Source organism: Pseudomonas floridensis, from assembly GCF_002087235.1.
Taxonomy (GTDB): domain Bacteria; phylum Pseudomonadota; class Gammaproteobacteria; order Pseudomonadales; family Pseudomonadaceae; genus Aquipseudomonas; species Aquipseudomonas floridensis.
Genome location: NZ_MUIO01000008.1, coordinates 18,004 through 33,560 on the forward strand (window position 1 = coordinate 18,004; position 15,557 = coordinate 33,560).

The 15,557-nt window shown below is 59.6% G+C and carries 15 protein-coding genes; 13 read left to right on the plus strand and 2 right to left on the minus strand.

Going from position 1 to position 15,557, the window contains the following annotated elements:
• Nucleotides 1-225: 225 nt before the first annotated feature.
• From BZK31_RS02360 to BZK31_RS02405, 10 genes are all read left to right on the plus strand, one after another.
• Nucleotides 226-1,446, plus strand: coding sequence for a class I SAM-dependent methyltransferase (locus BZK31_RS02360; RefSeq protein WP_083181146.1), 1,221 nt, complete (start codon nucleotides 226-228; stop codon nucleotides 1,444-1,446).
• 124 nt (nucleotides 1,447-1,570) lie between these two features.
• The gene (locus tag BZK31_RS02365; RefSeq protein WP_083181147.1) at nucleotides 1,571-2,017 is read left to right on the plus strand and encodes a GNAT family N-acetyltransferase; all 447 of its coding nucleotides are present in this window, start codon (nucleotides 1,571-1,573) and stop codon (nucleotides 2,015-2,017) included.
• A gap of 192 nt (nucleotides 2,018-2,209) precedes the next feature.
• Nucleotides 2,210-2,497, plus strand: a complete 288-nt coding sequence (locus tag BZK31_RS02370) for a DUF1652 domain-containing protein (RefSeq protein ID WP_157900693.1) — start codon at nucleotides 2,210-2,212, stop codon at nucleotides 2,495-2,497.
• A gap of 487 nt (nucleotides 2,498-2,984) precedes the next feature.
• Nucleotides 2,985-4,388, plus strand: a complete 1,404-nt coding sequence (locus tag BZK31_RS02375) for an amidase (protein WP_083181149.1) — start codon at nucleotides 2,985-2,987, stop codon at nucleotides 4,386-4,388.
• Nucleotides 4,389-4,471: 83 nt separating this feature from the next.
• Entirely contained in the window at nucleotides 4,472-5,230 is a 759-nt protein-coding gene (locus BZK31_RS02380; RefSeq protein ID WP_083181150.1) for a DeoR/GlpR family DNA-binding transcription regulator, read from the plus strand.
• A complete protein-coding gene (locus tag BZK31_RS02385; protein WP_083181151.1) occupies nucleotides 5,208-6,488 on the plus strand; it encodes a Zn-dependent hydrolase in 1,281 nt (426 codons plus the stop codon). The genes BZK31_RS02380 and BZK31_RS02385 overlap by 23 nt, the downstream gene beginning before the upstream one ends.
• A 9-nt stretch (nucleotides 6,489-6,497) precedes the next feature.
• On the plus strand, nucleotides 6,498-7,448 hold the full coding sequence (locus BZK31_RS02390; protein WP_083181152.1) for a phosphotransferase family protein: 951 nt from the start codon (nucleotides 6,498-6,500) through the stop codon (nucleotides 7,446-7,448).
• A 2-nt stretch (nucleotides 7,449-7,450) separates the two neighbouring features.
• Nucleotides 7,451-8,386 (plus strand): choline kinase family protein, encoded by a 936-nt coding sequence (locus BZK31_RS02395; RefSeq protein ID WP_083181153.1) that lies wholly within the window; start codon nucleotides 7,451-7,453, stop codon nucleotides 8,384-8,386.
• A 115-nt stretch (nucleotides 8,387-8,501) separates the two neighbouring features.
• Nucleotides 8,502-8,759, plus strand: coding sequence for a hypothetical protein (locus BZK31_RS02400; RefSeq protein WP_083181154.1), 258 nt, complete (start codon nucleotides 8,502-8,504; stop codon nucleotides 8,757-8,759).
• Nucleotides 8,756-10,285, plus strand: coding sequence for a sodium:solute symporter family protein (locus BZK31_RS02405; RefSeq protein WP_083181155.1), 1,530 nt, complete (start codon nucleotides 8,756-8,758; stop codon nucleotides 10,283-10,285). Before BZK31_RS02400 ends, BZK31_RS02405 begins: the two co-directional genes overlap by 4 nt.
• Nucleotides 10,286-10,376: 91 nt before the next feature.
• Here BZK31_RS02405 and BZK31_RS02410 read toward each other — a convergent pair whose 3' ends face one another.
• Nucleotides 10,377-11,243 (minus strand): LysR family transcriptional regulator, encoded by an 867-nt coding sequence (locus BZK31_RS02410; RefSeq protein ID WP_083181156.1) that lies wholly within the window; start codon nucleotides 11,241-11,243, stop codon nucleotides 10,377-10,379.
• Between the two features lie 125 nt (nucleotides 11,244-11,368).
• On the opposite strand from BZK31_RS02410, the gene BZK31_RS02415 reads away from it, so the two are divergent.
• Together BZK31_RS02415 and dctA are read left to right on the plus strand one after the other, a co-directional pair.
• Nucleotides 11,369-12,538 (plus strand): mandelate racemase/muconate lactonizing enzyme family protein, encoded by a 1,170-nt coding sequence (locus tag BZK31_RS02415; RefSeq protein ID WP_083181157.1) that lies wholly within the window; start codon nucleotides 11,369-11,371, stop codon nucleotides 12,536-12,538.
• A gap of 77 nt (nucleotides 12,539-12,615) precedes the next feature.
• A complete protein-coding gene (dctA, locus tag BZK31_RS02420) occupies nucleotides 12,616-13,932 on the plus strand; it encodes a C4-dicarboxylate transporter DctA (protein WP_083181158.1) in 1,317 nt (438 codons plus the stop codon).
• Between the two features lie 53 nt (nucleotides 13,933-13,985).
• Here dctA and BZK31_RS02425 read toward each other — a convergent pair whose 3' ends face one another.
• Entirely contained in the window at nucleotides 13,986-14,288 is a 303-nt protein-coding gene (locus BZK31_RS02425) for an ArsR/SmtB family transcription factor (protein ID WP_083181160.1), read from the minus strand.
• Nucleotides 14,289-14,374: 86 nt separating this feature from the next.
• On the opposite strand from BZK31_RS02425, the gene BZK31_RS02430 reads away from it, so the two are divergent.
• Nucleotides 14,375-15,466: an NADH:flavin oxidoreductase/NADH oxidase gene (locus BZK31_RS02430; protein ID WP_083181159.1), complete on the plus strand. Its 1,092-nt coding sequence runs from the start codon at nucleotides 14,375-14,377 to the stop codon at nucleotides 15,464-15,466.
• Nucleotides 15,467-15,557: the final 91 nt, after the last annotated feature.

Genomic DNA, 15,557 nt, shown 5'->3' on the forward strand with positions numbered 1-15,557 from the left:
TCAGCTGATTCGAATATAACGGGGATAAGATGAAGTGCAAGTGTTCACAGCGGCTTATTCTGACGGTTATATTACTGTGTATGTAGATGACTTTATGTGTCTACGTCTCAGCTGCGTCGAGTCTTTATGCCGCCGTGAAAAATAGTGCTGTCATGGTCGGCGTTGACGCTTAAAATGCATGCCTGATTTTTCGAGTCCCGACAGGGGCGCTTGAGGCTCTTTCCGATGTCCGTGACACCCTCCGCTTCACCTTCGGCAGCACCCGACCATCGCGCGCAATTCCTTGGCCTGCTGGACACCAGCCTGTCCCAGGACTCGCTGATCAAGCTGGTCCTGGCCAAATACGTAGGCAGCGAAGCCGAGTTGCAGCGGGTGATCATCAAGCCGCTGATCGTTCGTGAGCTGCCGAGCCTTTCCTTCGTGTACCGTTACAAGACACGCGATATCACCAAGAACTTCCCGCTGGCCGAGGCCATGGACGTCATCGCCAGTCTGGTTCCGGATTCTTTCAAGAACGCGCACCTGCTGTCGCTCACCGACGAAGTGCAACTGGAGTTCGGCAAGAAGGGCAAAAGCACGCTGTTCAAGAGCAAGGCTCAACAGCCGCGCGAAGCCACTGCCGCAGGGCATGATCGCGAGAAGAAGCGCTATCTGGAGCTGACGCGTCCATTCCTGACCGACCTGGGCGTGACCAACCGGCAGCATGAGCTGATTCCGGCAATGTCGCGCAAATGGAAGCAGATCAACAAGTTCATCGAGGTGTTTTCCCACGCGCTGACGTCGTCGCCGCTCAGCCTGGATAAGCCGATCCGGGTCGCGGACTTCGGCTCGGGCAAGGGCTACCTGACGTTCGCCATTCACGATTACCTGCGCAACACCTTGCAAGCGCAAGGCGAGGTGACCGGCGTCGAACTGCGCGAGGACATGGTGACCCTGTGCAACAACGCGGCTGCGCGCCTGGAGCATCCGGGGCTGGTCTTTCAGCATGGCGATGTGCGCACCGTGGCGCCGAGCGAACTGGACGTGATGATCGCGCTGCACGCCTGTGACATCGCCACCGACTACGCCATTCATATGGGCATTCGCTCCGGTGCATCGATCATCATGTGCTCGCCGTGCTGCCACAAACAGATCCGCCTGCAGATTCAGAGTCCGACCCTGCTCAAGCCCATGCTGCAATACGGTCTGCACATGGGCCAGCAGGCCGAGATGGTCACCGACAGCCTGCGTGCACTGTTCCTCGAGGCCTGCGGCTACGACACCAAGGTGTTCGAGTTCATTTCGCTGGAACACACCAACAAGAATAAGATGATCCTCGCGGTCAAGCGTGCCGAGCCGCTCAACCCGGCCCACTTGTTGGCCCGTATTCAAGAACTCAAGACGTTCTACGGCATCACCGAACATTGCCTGGAAACCCTGCTTCAGGCCGACGGGTTTCTCGGCTGATCCGTGATTGGTGACAGGGCCTGACCGAGGACACACAGGCGTCAGAGGAGTCCGCGCAGGTTTGTTGTTCTGTGCGATTTCCGCCAGGCAGTCTGGCAGACAAATTGAACAGGATGGCTTGCACATGGACACGCTTCGGCCCTACGCCCTGAATGATCGGGACAGTTGTCTGGCTATTTTCGATTCCAACACCCCGCGTTTTTTCGATCCGTCGGAGCGTGACGCGTTTGCCCGCTTCCTGCTCGAACCTGTCGGTTCCTACTGTGTAGTGGAGCGAAGCGGGCAGATCTTGGCCTGCGGAGGCTACCTGGTGTTGGCTGATGCGTCGGTTGCCGAACTCACCTGGGGCATGGTGAAAAGTGACCGGCATGGGCTCGGTATCGGCAGCTTCCTGACCCGGGCTCGCCTGAACGTCATGAAGGACATTCCGGGGGTAACGCGCGCCTACATCAACACCAGTCAACGGGTGCAAGGCTTCTATGAAAGCCTGGGGTTTACGCTGAGTCGCCTGAAGAAAGACGGCCACGGCGCAGGGCTGGACAGCGTCGAGATGCTGTTGACATGGCGTTGAGAAAAAATGCTTTTGTTGAACGGATAAATAAAAAACAGTGTTCACGTTATACAACATCGGCACAATTTTTTAAGTCTGTACAAGAATAGGCGCGCTGTAGCAGAAGTACCGTTCTGATAAATATTTATGTGGAACGCCAGCGGACAGGCGTCGTCACAATGCTGTCATCACTTTATTTACAGCAGGAACATCATGAGCGCTTACAGGCTTTCCACGCTTGAAATCAAGCATATGATTGAACAGTCATTGCTTCCACACCGCTGTGAGTGGGACGCCGCCGAAGACGCGTCGCTAACACTGACGCTGACCAATACTTCCAACCCCGATCACGCGATCTGCATGACCGGCATCAAGCTGGACACTATGGTTTCCAGTCGAGCCATTTCCGAACTGGTGGCTGAGGCCCGTTTGCTGATGTCCATGAATGAAGTGCCGGTTTCTTCGTTGGGTTACCGACAGGCGTCTGTAAAACACTGGTAACAGATGCCGCTACCGATTAGCCAAGCGTTACGCAACACACTGAAACACTAATGTCCATGCGTCGATCCCCGGATGTAATAACGGTCCAGGGCTACGCGATTGATTCAAGAGACCGCTGGAGAAGTTCTGCAAAGACTGCGCTGGTACGAACTCGTTACCGGCGCATGTATCCCTTCCGTTAACGACCACCCGCCGAACATACCTTTCTTTGATTTCCGGATGCCCAGGCTCGTCGAAGGTCATTTACTTCACGAATAACGGCATCGCCGTGTGCAGTTTTTAATGCCCCAAGGCTGGGCGCAGGTACGTATTTACCCTTGTTTCCCGCACCTTGACGGTGCTGTTACAAATTTAAAGTCCACAAAAACAACAAAATCAACATTTGCCACTTGACGGGTTTCAGTCCCGTGATAGTAATGCGCTGGCCTGGGCGTTATGCCCAAGACTTGCCGGAGCATCCACATTGACCGAGTCAACGCGCTTTTCAATGCCCACCGTGATTCAGGCTCGCCAACAGCTGGATGCCGACGCGCTCACCTCTGTGGAATTGGTCAACGCAAGTCTTGAGGCCATAAAATCCCACAATCACACATTGAATGCGTTCGGCGATGTGTATGCGCAGGATGCTCTGGAGCAGGCTCGACAGCGGGACGAAGAAGCCGATTCAGACCGCATTCGCGGTCCGCTGCATGGCATTCCCTTCGGCATCAAGGATCTGTTTTCCACTGCCGGCCTGCGCACCACCAAAGGCTCGCTCACCAGTCTGGACACCGTGCCACTCAAAGACGCGCCGATCATCGAGCGTCTGAAAGCTGCCGGCGCGATCATCATCGGCAAGACCGCGACCACCGAGTTCGGCTGGACAGGGGCGAGCGTCTCGCGGATCTTTGGCAATGGCCGCACACCATGGAATCCGCGGCTGACCAGCGGCGGTTCCAGTTCAGGGTCTGCGATCGCGGTCGCGGCGCGCATGGTGCCGGCCGCTTTGGGATCGGACGGTGGCGGATCGGTGCGGATTCCGGGTTCGTTCTGTGGCTTGTTTGCCCTCAAAGGATCACTCGGACGCATCCCGACCTGGCCCTGGTCGGCAACTGAAATGCTCAGTCATGCCGGTCCAATGACACGCACTGTTCGCGATTCGGCGCTGTTGTTCGACATCCTCAGTGGACCTCATCCGCTGGACCACCAGGCGCTTCCCGCGCCCGGCGAATCTTTTTTGGCGCGCTGCGATCAGCCTCTCGGCAAGCTGCGCGTCGGCTACGTGCCGACCCTGTTCGAGACGCCGGTGGACGCTGACATAACGGCTGCCATCGAGGCGGCTATCGAAAACATTTCCGCGAACCTGCCGGTGCAGGTAAGCGCTGTGTCGCTCGACTGGCCGGATCCGCTGGCCACGTTCGAAACGCTGTGGGTGGGCGGGCGCGGAACCGTTTACGGTCGTGCGCTGGCGGACCGAATGGATGATCTGGACCCCGGTTTCGCCAATCTGGTCAGGCAATCGGCCCGTTACGATCTTGCCCGCTACCTGCAGGCCGTCGAGCAGCGCGCGGCGTTTGCCAACCGGGTTCATGCGCTGTTCGAAGACTACGACCTGCTGCTGATGCCGACACTTCCGATACTGCCGTTCAAGGCCGATGACGTCGCACCAACCGACAGTCACGATCAGGAGGGCGCCGTGCCGTGGGCGCGCTGGACGCCGTTTACCTACCCGTTCAACCTTTCGGGCAATCCAGCCGCAAACATTCCGTGTGGTTTCAGCCCATGCGGCCTGCCGGTCGGACTGCAAGTGGTCGGCCGTCGATTTGCCGATGCAGACGTTCTGCAATTCTGCGCGGCCTTCGAAGCCATCTCACCGTGGGATCAGCACGTCCCGCCGATGCTGACGTTATGAGTGCTCACGGTATGAACGACGATCAGCGTCCGGCGGTGGATGGGTACACTGCGCGCCTCACTTCTCAACGGAATGTCAGCCCTATGCTCAATCAGCCTCGTCTGGACGAAATCATGCGCCTGTTGGCTCAGCAGCAGCGCGTCAAGGCATCTGAGCTCGCGCAATCGCTCTACGTGTCGGAAGAGACCATTCGCCGCGACTTCAAGTACCTCGAAGAAATGGGCAAGTTGCGGCGCATTCACGGTGGGGCGATCCTGCCCCAGTTGAACGACGAGCCGCCGTTGCAGGTGCGCAGCCGCATGAAGCCGCAAGCCAAAGCGAGCATCGCCAGCAAGGCGGCCGGTTTGATTACCGACGGCATGGTGCTGTTTCTCGACACCGGCACGTCGACCCTTGCACTGGCGCAGACGCTGACGCAATTCAGCCAGTTGAGGATCATCACCAACTCGCTCGACATCGCGCAGGTGGTGACCCATCACACTGACAATCAGGTGCTGGTCGCGCCCGGCGACGTGCGTCGCAATGACAACGCACTGATTGGCCCCCATACCCTGGCGTTTGCCAGCCAGTTCAATTACGACATCGCGTTCATGGGCATCGGGGCAATCGATCTCGAGCAGCAACTGATGGACTACCACGAGCCGGAAGCCATGCTGCGGCGCACGCTGGTCAAGCATTCCCGGCAGCGCGTGATCCTCGCGGATGACGGCAAGTTCGGTCATCGCATCTTCGTCAACACCCTGCCGTTCAGCGCAATCACGACCCTGGTCACGAACCGTCCGTTGTCGGCCGAGTTCACGACTCGCCTGGAGAAAGATGATGTCGACATCCTTTATTCATGACCTGCTGACGCCCGATGCCGCCGACTACGCCCGGTTCGAAGCATTGTTCACCCAGACATCGGCCATCGGTGCCACACCGGCTGGCGGACTGCACCGGCTTGCGGCCTCGGCCGAAGATGGCCAGGTCCGGGACCTGTTCTGCCACTGGCTTCGGGAGCATGATTTCGAGGTGCGCATCGATGCCGTTGGCAACATCTTTGGCTTGATGACCTTCGATCCGGCCGCGCCTTACGTGGTCTGTGGCTCGCACTTGGACAGCCAGCCAAGTGCGGGCAGGTTCGACGGCGTGTATGGCGTGCTGGCCGGTGCCGTTGCGGTGTCCAGCCTTGGACGACAGCTGCGCGAGCGTGAGGAACGGCCCGCCTGCAATCTGGCCGTGGTGAACTGGACCAATGAGGAAGGCGCGCGTTTCCAGCCCAGCCTGATCGGCAGCGGCGTCTTCACCGGCGCGCTCGGTCTGGAACAGGCCTGGAGCAGTTGTGACGGTAATGGCATCAGCCTCAAGCAGGCGCTGCAGGACATCGGTTATCTGGGCGACGGCCCTGTCAGCCTGGATATTGCGGGCTATGTCGAGATTCATGTCGAACAGAGCACAGCGTTGGAGAGCCGCAAACTGTCGATCGGCGTCGTCAGAGAAACCTGGGCGGCGCTCAAACAACGCATTCGCTTTGACGGTGAGCAGAACCACACCGGGCCGACGCCCATGGCCGCCCGCCGGGATGCCATGCTCGCGGCGGCCCATGCCATTGTCGCCGTGCGTGAAGAGTCCGAGCGGCATGGGCTGCACATGCACAGCTCGGTCGGGCGCGTCGAGATCTGGCCCAATTCGCCCAATGTCGTGCCGTCGCGGGTTTCGCTGCTGGCGGAATACCGCTCACGGGATACCACGTTGTTGAGCGCTGCGGCCGAGCGGCTCGACGCGACGTTGCATGACATCGCCGACAGAACCCGGACCCGCTTCGAAATCGAGAGCCGTGTGCTGCGGGCTCCCGGTGTGCTGCCCGACGGTTTCGCCGAACTGGCCCACACCGTGGCAGGCCAACTGAGTCTGCCGATCACCGACAGTGCGACCGTCGCTGGTCACGACGCAATCAGCATGAACAGCAAATACCCGGTCTGCCTGCTGTTCATCCCGAGTCGCAATGGCATTTCGCACAATGAAGCCGAATACACCAGCGACGAAGACATGCGTAATGGCCTGACCATGTTGACTGCCTTGCTTCATCGCGCCTGCACGGCGCCGGATTCCTTTCGCTGAGGGCAGACCATGCTTAACGGAACTGAACCGCTGGACCGCCTGCGTCAGGCATTGTCGAACGCAGGGCTGGGTGAGCACTTGACGGTGCGCGAGGGGGCGCAAGGCATTGCCTCGCCATCCAGACTGGCCACTGAATGGCTGGGTTATCACGTCACGGATGGTCGGGTCGACTACTACGCAAAGGTGCTGCAGCCGGACATGGCCGAACTGATGGATATCGAGCTCAGCGCACGGGCCAGCGAGTGTGCGGGGCAGAGCGGGGCAGCCCCTCGTTTGATCTATGCGGACAGCGTCAGAGGCGTTTTGCTGTTCGAGGCACTGAACCCGGCCGACTGGCGCTGCGCCCGGCTGGATGAGCTTATTGCACCTGGACGCATCGAGGCGTTGTGGGCGTTGAAACAGGCCGTTCACTCAGGTGCCACGCCGGATTTTGTCCGCTCGCCGATGGAAGATATCCAGCGGCTGCGCGTGCTGTGCGCCATGGCCCGGGTTGCGCTGCCGCCCGAGCAGGCGTGGATCGACCGCTGTGTGGACATGGCATGGCGTGCGCTGCAGAACCGTTCGTTCCAGGCCATGCCGATCCACGGGGATGGCGTGGCCAGTAACGTCATGGTGGCGCAGGACGGCAGCTTGAAGCTGGTCGATTTCGACTATGGCGGCTGCATGGACGCCTGGTACGACGTCGCCATCACGCTCAACGAGCTTTTCCCGTTCGAAGCGCAATGGCGTGAAGCGATCAGCGCGTGGTCTGGCCACTGCCGCGAAGCGGATTACGCGGTCTGCCGCTTGTACGCGCTGATCAACGATTGGTACTGGACGTTGTGGGGATTCTGGGCGGGCACGACGTCGGTCAGGCCGCTGGAATTTTCCAAACTCGGGCAGTGGACGTTTCTGCGCTGTCTGCAAAGCACTCGGGACCCACGACTGGAAAGCTGGCTGCGTCAGGTTGAGGAGCAATGAACATGAAACGATTCGGAAATGCCGTCAGTGCCGACGAGCACCAGCTTGAAGCCGCCGTCGCCAGCATCAGCCAGTGGCATGGCAGACAGATCGCCTATCGACCGGTCAGCGGCGGGATTTCCAACACCAATTGGCGCGTCGAGGTCGAGGGCGCGCACACCGCGTACTTCTTCAAAATCCCCGGTGCCGGGACCGAAATGTTCATCGACCGTCGCACCGCGCATGACGCCAGCGTTGCCGCCGCCGCGACGGGATACGGCGCGCCGGTGTTTGCCTTTCTGGAGGCGTTCGGCGTCGAGGTGTTCGAGTTTATGGAAGGCTGGCGGGCCTCATCGAACCTCGATTTCCTGCAGCGCGACGTACGCCACAATGCACTGCTCGGGCTCAAGGCCTTCAACGATCAGCCGCTGCTGAATCAGACCAAGACCGTGTTCGACATGATTGCCGAGCATCAGGCCCAGGTCGCCGAACTCAAGGCGATGCAACCCGAAGACTGTGCGTGGTTGGCCCTGCAATATGAGCGGGCGAAATCTGCCCTGCTGGCTTCCGGCATCGACCTGGCGCCGTGCATGAACGACACACTGGCGGGCAACTTCATGCTCGATGCGCGACGGCAGGTCAGGCTGGTGGATTTTGAATATGCCTCCAACAACGATCGCCATTACGAACTCGCTCTCTGGTTTGGCGAGATGTTCTTTACCGATGAGGTGGAGCTGGAACTGATCGAGGATTACTTCGGTCGCGTCGACAACCGGACGTTGGCGCGGATCAAGGTGAACAAGGCGCTGGCGGACATCAAATGGTCGACCTGGGCGATGGTGCAGCAGGCCGTCTCGCAACTGGATTTCGACTTCTACAAGTACGGCGCATGGAAGCAAATGAGGGCGCGCACCGCCATCAATGACCCGCGCTGGGAGACCTGGCTCAGACAGGTCTGAACGTGCGTAACACCAGACCCGGCCGCAAGAAGATCGGGCACAGGCGTCATCCCTTTACTGCTTGAGTTTTAACGTGATCGATTAATCGCAAGATCCAAAATTCAAGGGGTTCTCCATGAGTACTGTTCCGATTGCGCAGCCACGGCGTGTGAAAACGCTCGTGTTTGGCGTGTACTTTTTCGCACTGTTGATGATGGCGCTGTTCCCGCCTTTCTACTTACAGGTCAGTGGCAGTACGGTAGTCGTGCTGGGTATTCCGCTGCCGATTTTCTACTGGATGCTGAACGCGGCGCTGATGGGGCTCGGCCTTTGGGTGCTTTATCTGGTCGAGTCCGCCAGTGGCGAGATTCCTGAAGAGGAGGGCGCACAATGATCAGCACGACCTTGAGTTCGGACCTCTATATCACTTTCGGCCTCATCGGGCTGTTCCTGGCCGGCATGATCGGCGTGCTGTACGCCACCAATCGCAAGAGTGATTCATTCTCTGACTACGCCGTGGGCGGCCGGTCTTACGGGCCGTGGTACATCGCGATGTGCTACACCAACTCATGGTGGCCGGGCGCGACCTTCACCGCGTTTTTCGCGTTGTCCGTGGGTGGCGCACTGGGTTTCTACGGCATGGTGTACGCGACGCTCGGTGTCACGGCCATGTACCTGATGGCCAACCGCGCCTGGACCTGGGGCAAACGTTTCAATCTGACCACGCAACCCGACTTGCTGGGCATGCGCTTCGACAGCCCGGCGGTGAAGCGCATCGCGTCGGTCATCGGCATCATCTCGGTGTTTCCCTGGGTGGTGATGGGCATCCAGGCACTGGCCACCCTGTTTCAGTTCGCCAGCTTCGGCCGCTGGGGCGTTACCACCTGCCTGACCGTTGGTGTGGTGGTGATTCTGATCCGCCAATACTGGACGGTGAGCATGGGGATGCGCGGGCTGATCATGACCGACATGTATCAAGGCCTGATCGCCTATGTGCTATGCGCCGCGCTTTGCATCCTGCTGCTGTTCGGTGATCAGGCGGCGTTTGCCAACCTCGCTCGGTTGCCCGCCAGTATGCTGGTGATTCCGGGCGGTGAGGGCAGCACCTATGGCCCGCTCTACATGTTCAGTCTGATTTTCACCGGCGTGATCGGCTCGATGTGCTGGCCGATGAGTTTTCAGCGCATCTACACCGCCAGCGGCGTACGGTCGGTGAAGAAAGGCACGCTGGTGACCATTCTGCTGGTCGCCGGGTTCTACGGCATTCTGATGCTGTTCGCCGCCGCGATCAGTCAGGACCCCAACGTCGCCGCACATCCGCAGCACGGCTGGTTCCTGTCGCTGTTCGACATCGGCGGGCCGTGGTTGCTGGCGCTGGCGATCGTGATCGTGCTGGCGGCGAGCATCGGCCATGTGGATGGCTGTGTGCAGGTATGCGGCACGCAGTTCGCCAACGACCTGGCCACCTGGAACGCGCCGCGCACCGACCGGCAGAAAACCATTCTCGCCAAGGTCGGCATGGTGGTGTTCATCAGTGCCGCGTCGGTTCTGGCGTACCTGACTTTCGACTACGCCCGGCTGCAGTTGCTGGCGCAGATTTCCTATCAGGGCATCATTCAACTGGCCGTGCCGCTGTTCTTCGGGATCTTTTCCCGCCACGGAAACAAGCAGGGCGCCATCGCCGGAATGCTCGTGGGCATTCTGATCGCCATCGTGCTGACGGTGTTCTACCCGGATGACATCCCGGCGCTGGGCTCGTTGACCAGTGGCATCATCGGCCTGGTGTTCAACGCATTGATCTTCGTCGCGTGCGCCTTAGCCATCAAACCCAGTGCGGCGGAAACGAAGCGGGTCGATGATCTCTTCGCGATCGCAGCACCCGTTCCCAAGGCGATCAATGCCGTACCCGTCATGAGCTGATACCGGCGCGCGTCCTTTCCGGGCGCGTTCGTTCAGCGCGGTTCAACGGTTGGGAGAGTTCAGTGGTTGGCATTCTGGGCGGCACCTTCAATCAATTCTGAAGGCCTGCCCAGAACTTCTCCGCAAAATCCCCCAGCGGGATCATCGCCCGGAAGATTCTGATCTCGGTCTGGATCTTCGGCAACGGAATCGCTCCGTGAATCAAACGCCCCGATGCCAGCTCAGGTGCCGCCAGACTCTCGGGCAGCCAGGCAATTCCTTTGGCCTGCAACGCCATCGACAGCAACACGGCGGCCAGGTGGGAGCTGAAAACGGTTTCAAGCGGGGGATGATCAGGGTTGTTCTGCAAGTACGACGCGATGATTCGCCCAAGGCCCGATTCTGCCGTGTACGACAGGAAAGGCACAGACGCGCCCGGCGTCAATTCGGGCGACTGCAAGGCGAGCAGGGTGTCCGCACCGATGACTTTACTTTCGAACTGCTTGCTATCGAACCGGGGCGATACGTTGGGGTACTGGTGGCAGATCAGAAACTGCACTTCACCGTTGAGCAGTAGCTGCTCGCAGGCTGCCATGTTGTCGGAGTGAAGCCGGATGCCTTCAATCGGCGCGCCGTCTTCTACCTGCCTGATCCAGGCCGGGAAGAAGGTGAACGACAACGAATGCGTGGCGGCAAAGTGCAGCGTTCGGGTGGCTTTGCCTGCGACTTCCTTCACGTCGGCGCGCATCTGATAGAGCCTTCGGGTCAGTTCGCGGGCGTTGTCCAGCATGCTCTGACCCGCTTCGGTCAGCGTCGCGCCCTGGGCTGTGCGCTCGAACAATTCAACGCCGACCCAGCTTTCCAGCGCCCTTATCCGGCGGCTGAATGCGGGTTGGGTGACATGCCGCGCATCGGCGGCACGTGAGAAATTTCCGCTCTCGGCAAGGGCGTTGAAGTCCTCCAGCCACACGAGTTCCATGGGTGATGCCTTGTACACATAGGGTGCTGCATTAATAGCATTGGCCCCGATTTCGCGTCCAGCCCTACAGTCCGCTCCTACCAACCCGGGGTTCCGGGGATAATAATCAGAGAGGACGCTTCCCCATGCGCATCGTCGAAATTCGTGAAAAAACGGTTTCCATCGCATCACCCATTGCCAATGCCTACATCGACTTTTCCAAAATGACGTGCTCGGTTGTCGCCGTTATCACTGACGTGATTCGTGACGGCAAACCGGTGATCGGTTATGGCTTCAACTCCAACGGTCGCTATGGGCAGGGCGCGTTGATGCGTGACCGTTTCCTGGCCCGTATCAGCGAGGCGGACCCCGAGACGCTGGTCGATAAAGAGCGCGACAACCTCGACCCCTTCGCCATCTGGAAAACCCTGATGACGAACGAGAAGCCAGGCGGGCATGGTGAGCGCTCTGTGGCCGTGGGGACCATCGACATGGCGGTCTGGGACGCCGTGGCCAAGATCGAAGGCAAGCCGCTTTATCGCCTGCTGGCCGACCGCTATCGCGATGGTGTGGCGGACGACAAGGTCTGGGTCTATGCAGCGGGCGGTTACTACTACCCTGGCAAAGACCAGACCAGGCTCAAAGCCGAGATGCAGAGCTACCTGAACCGCGGTTACGACGTAGTAAAAATGAAGATCGGCGCGGTGCCGCTGGATGAAGATATTCGTCGTATCGAAGCCGTGCTCGAGGTGGTAGGCGACGGCCGTCGGCTGGCGGTCGATGCCAACGGGCGCTTCGACATCAAGACCGCGATTGCCTACGCCGAGGCCATCAAGCAGTACAACCTGTTCTGGTACGAAGAAGTCGGTGACCCGCTGGATTACGCGCTGCAGGCTGAGCTCGCCAATCATTACGAACTGCCGATGGCGACTGGTGAAAACCTGTTCTCTCATCAGGACGCCCGTAACCTGCTGCGTCACGGCGGCATGCGCCCCGACCGCGATTACGTGCAGTTCGACTGCGCGCTGTCGTACGGGCTGGTGGAATACATGCGCACGCTGGACGTCATGAAGGAACTGGGCTGGTCGTCGCGCCGGGTCGTTCCGCATGGTGGTCATCAGATGTCGCTGAACATTGCGGCGGGCCTGCACCTGGGGGGTAACGAGTCGTACCCGGATGTGTTCCAGCCGTTCGGTGGCTTCGCCGACGGCATTCGCGTCGAGAACGGCTACGTCGGGCTGCCGGACATTCCGGGGGTCGGCTTCGAGGCCAAATCCGAGCTCTACAAGGTGATGCGAGAACTCGGCGAAGGCTGATCGGTTTTCATCATGACGCGGCCCTCCACGACAGGGCCGCGCTTGTCCTCATACAAAAACAACACTGAGGTACAGCCATGAACACAGCCACACGCTGGTACAAACTTCTGTACGTCCAGGTTCTGATAGGCATCGTCATTGGCGGTCTTGTCGGCTACCTGATTCCCGACATCGGTGCCAGGCTCCAGCCTCTGGCCGACGGGTTCATCAAACTCATCAAGATGCTGCTCGCGCCGATCATTTTCGGCACGGTGGTGGTCGGCATCGCCAAGATGGGCAGCATTAAAGAGGTCGGCCGTACAGGCGGCAAGGCGTTGATCTACTTTGAGATCGTCTCGACGCTGGCGCTGGTCATCGGGCTGGTGGTCGTGAACCTGATGAAGCCCGGAGACGGCATGAACATCGACGTCAGCACCCTCAATGTCGATGCGATCAAGGGCTATACCCAGGCCGCCGAGTCGCAGGGCGGTGCCGTCAGCTTCTTCATGAACATTATCCCTACCACCCTTGTGGACGCGTTTGCCAAAGGCATCATGCTCCAGGTGATCTTCATTTCCGTATTGATGGGCATCGCGCTGGTGCAGCTGGGTGAAGCGGGCAAACCGCTGGTGAACATCATCGACCTGCTGTTGCAAAGTCTGTTTCGTATCGTGGCCATGGTGATGCGTCTCGCGCCGATTGGTGCTGGCGCAGGCATGGCGTTCACGATCGGTAAATACGGGATCGGCACGCTGGTGTCGCTCGGCCACCTGATGCTGGCGCTGTATGTGACCACGCTGTTTTTCATCGTGGTTGTGCTGGGGTCGATTGCTCGCTGGTCGGGCGTGCCGCTGCTCACCTTCCTGCGCTACTTCAAGGACGAGATTTTGATCACGCTCGGGACGTGTTCAACCGAAGCCGTGTTGCCACGGATGATGGTCAAACTCGAACAACTGGGCTGCAAGCGTTCGGTGGTCGGGATGGTGCTGCCAACCGGCTACACATTCAATTCGGATGGCACCTGCATTTACCTCACCATAGCGGCGATCTTCGTGGCTCAGGCCACCAACACGCCACTGACCCTGGCCGATCAACTGGTCGTACTTGGCGTGTTGCTGCTGACGTCGAAAGGGTCGGCGGGTGTTGCCGGTGCGGGGTTTGTGACATTGGCTGCCACGCTGTCGGTGATCCCGGACATTCCGCTGGTCGGGCTGGTACTGCTGTTAGGCGTTGACCGCTTTTTGAATGAAGCGCGTGCTGTCACGAACCTGATCGGTAACGGTATTGGCACAATCGCCATCGCCAAGTGGGACGGCGCGTTCGATCAGGCGGTTGCTGATCGCGAGATCGAAACAATGAAACATCCTCAGACCGCTGCAACCCAGCCAACGGTCAAACCCGACGCTGCGCACTGACGAGAGACGCTCGGCCTCGGAAACGAGGCCGTTGCGGTTGCTGCGTCAGAACCCTATCCCAACTGCTGAAGAATCGTCGCCAACAGCCCTGGGAAACGAGTTTCAAGCTCGTCGCTACGCAGCGAATTCATGTGTGTCGTGCCTACGTTACGGGTCCGGACCAGCCCGGCATCACGCAGCACCCGAAAATGATGCGAGGCGCTGGACTTGGGCCTTTCGCCACACAGCTCGCCGCACGTTGCTTCTGGAACGCCCGCGAGATGGCGGACGATCTCCATACGCACGGGATCGCTCAACGCGTAGAGCACGCGGTCGAGGGTGAAGGCATCGGGTTCGGGATGTTTGAGGGTTCGCATGGGCGGCATGATAACGAGGGGGTTCAATCAGCGCTATATTTCGAATACTATCGAACAATCGTATTTTGCCGCATCTGGAGATATTTATGTCAGCGCTGTTTCAACCCTACACGCTCAAGGACGTCACCCTGCGTAACCGCATTGCCATCCCGCCGATGTGCCAATATCGCGCAGACGAAGGCGTCATCAACGACTGGCACCACGTTCACCTGGCCAGCATGGCGCGTGGTGGAGCGGGGTTGGTCGTGGTGGAAGCGACCGCAGTAGCACCTGAAGGCAGGATCACACCCGGCTGCGCCGGTATCTGGAATGACCAGCAAGCCCAGGCATTCGTTCCCGTCGTCAAAGCCATCAAGGCTGCCGGGTCCGTTCCTGGTATCCAGATCGCCCACGCTGGCCGTAAGGCGAGCGCCAATCGTCCGTGGGAAGGCGACGATCACATTGCCCAGTCCGATGCTCGTGGCTGGGAAACCATCGCGCCGTCCGCCATCGCGTTTGGTGAGAACCTGCCTAGAGTCCCGCGTGAAATGACCCTGGACGACATCACGCGCGTTCAACAGGACTTCGTCAATGCAGCGCGCCGCGCACTGGAAGCCGGCTTCGAATGGGTCGAGCTGCACTTCGCCCATGGTTATCTGGGCCAGAGTTTCTTCTCCGAACATTCCAACCAGCGTACCGATGCCTACGGCGGCAGCTTCGACAACCGCAGCCGTTTCCTGTTGGAAACCCTGGCCGCGGTGCGTGAAGTCTGGCCGGAACACCTGCCATTGACCGCCCGTTTCGGCGTCATCGAATACGACGGACGCGACGAGCAAACCCTCAGCGAATCCATTGAGCTGGCGCGCCGTTTCAAGGCCGGCGGTCTTGATCTGCTGAGCGTCAGCGTCGGTTTCACCATTCCGGACACCAACATTCCGTGGGGCCCTGCATTCATGGGACCCGTTGCCGAGCGCGTACGCCGTGAAGCGGGTATTCCCGTGACCTCGGCCTGGGGCTTCGGCACGCCGCAGCTGGCTGAAGAGTCGGTCAAATCAGGCCAGCTCGATCTGGTTTCGGTGGGGCGTGCGCATCTGGCAGATCCGCACTGGGCCTACTTCGCTGCCAAAGAGCTTGGGGTGGAGAGCGCATCGTGGACATTGCCTGCACCTTACGCGCATTGGCTTGAGCGGTATCGTTGAGACGCTGTCTTACACGGATAACTGAGTAGCTTGATTACGCCATAAGCAAAGAAAGGGCACCTAACGGTTCCGTTAGGGATTCTCCGAACAA

Bases quoted from the DNA above. Each gene is read 5' to 3' on its own strand.
- BZK31_RS02430 (WP_083181159.1), top strand. From the start codon at position 14,375: ATGTCAGCGCTGTTTCAACCCTACACGCTCAAGGACGTCACCCTGCGT.
- BZK31_RS02360 (WP_083181146.1), top strand. From the start codon at position 226: ATGTCCGTGACACCCTCCGCTTCACCTTCGGCAGCACCCGACCATCGC.
- BZK31_RS02410 (WP_083181156.1), bottom strand. From the start codon at position 11,243: ATGGAACTCGTGTGGCTGGAGGACTTCAACGCCCTTGCCGAGAGCGGA.
- BZK31_RS02390 (WP_083181152.1), top strand. From the start codon at position 6,498: ATGCTTAACGGAACTGAACCGCTGGACCGCCTGCGTCAGGCATTGTCG.
- dctA (WP_083181158.1), top strand. From the start codon at position 12,616: ATGAACACAGCCACACGCTGGTACAAACTTCTGTACGTCCAGGTTCTG.
- BZK31_RS02395 (WP_083181153.1), top strand. From the start codon at position 7,451: ATGAAACGATTCGGAAATGCCGTCAGTGCCGACGAGCACCAGCTTGAA.
- BZK31_RS02405 (WP_083181155.1), top strand. From the start codon at position 8,756: ATGATCAGCACGACCTTGAGTTCGGACCTCTATATCACTTTCGGCCTC.
- BZK31_RS02385 (WP_083181151.1), top strand. From the start codon at position 5,208: ATGTCGACATCCTTTATTCATGACCTGCTGACGCCCGATGCCGCCGAC.
- BZK31_RS02415 (WP_083181157.1), top strand. From the start codon at position 11,369: ATGCGCATCGTCGAAATTCGTGAAAAAACGGTTTCCATCGCATCACCC.
- BZK31_RS02380 (WP_083181150.1), top strand. From the start codon at position 4,472: ATGCTCAATCAGCCTCGTCTGGACGAAATCATGCGCCTGTTGGCTCAG.
- BZK31_RS02425 (WP_083181160.1), bottom strand. From the start codon at position 14,288: ATGCGAACCCTCAAACATCCCGAACCCGATGCCTTCACCCTCGACCGC.
- BZK31_RS02370 (WP_157900693.1), top strand. From the start codon at position 2,210: ATGAGCGCTTACAGGCTTTCCACGCTTGAAATCAAGCATATGATTGAA.
- BZK31_RS02375 (WP_083181149.1), top strand. From the start codon at position 2,985: ATGCCCACCGTGATTCAGGCTCGCCAACAGCTGGATGCCGACGCGCTC.
- BZK31_RS02365 (WP_083181147.1), top strand. From the start codon at position 1,571: ATGGACACGCTTCGGCCCTACGCCCTGAATGATCGGGACAGTTGTCTG.
- BZK31_RS02400 (WP_083181154.1), top strand. From the start codon at position 8,502: ATGAGTACTGTTCCGATTGCGCAGCCACGGCGTGTGAAAACGCTCGTG.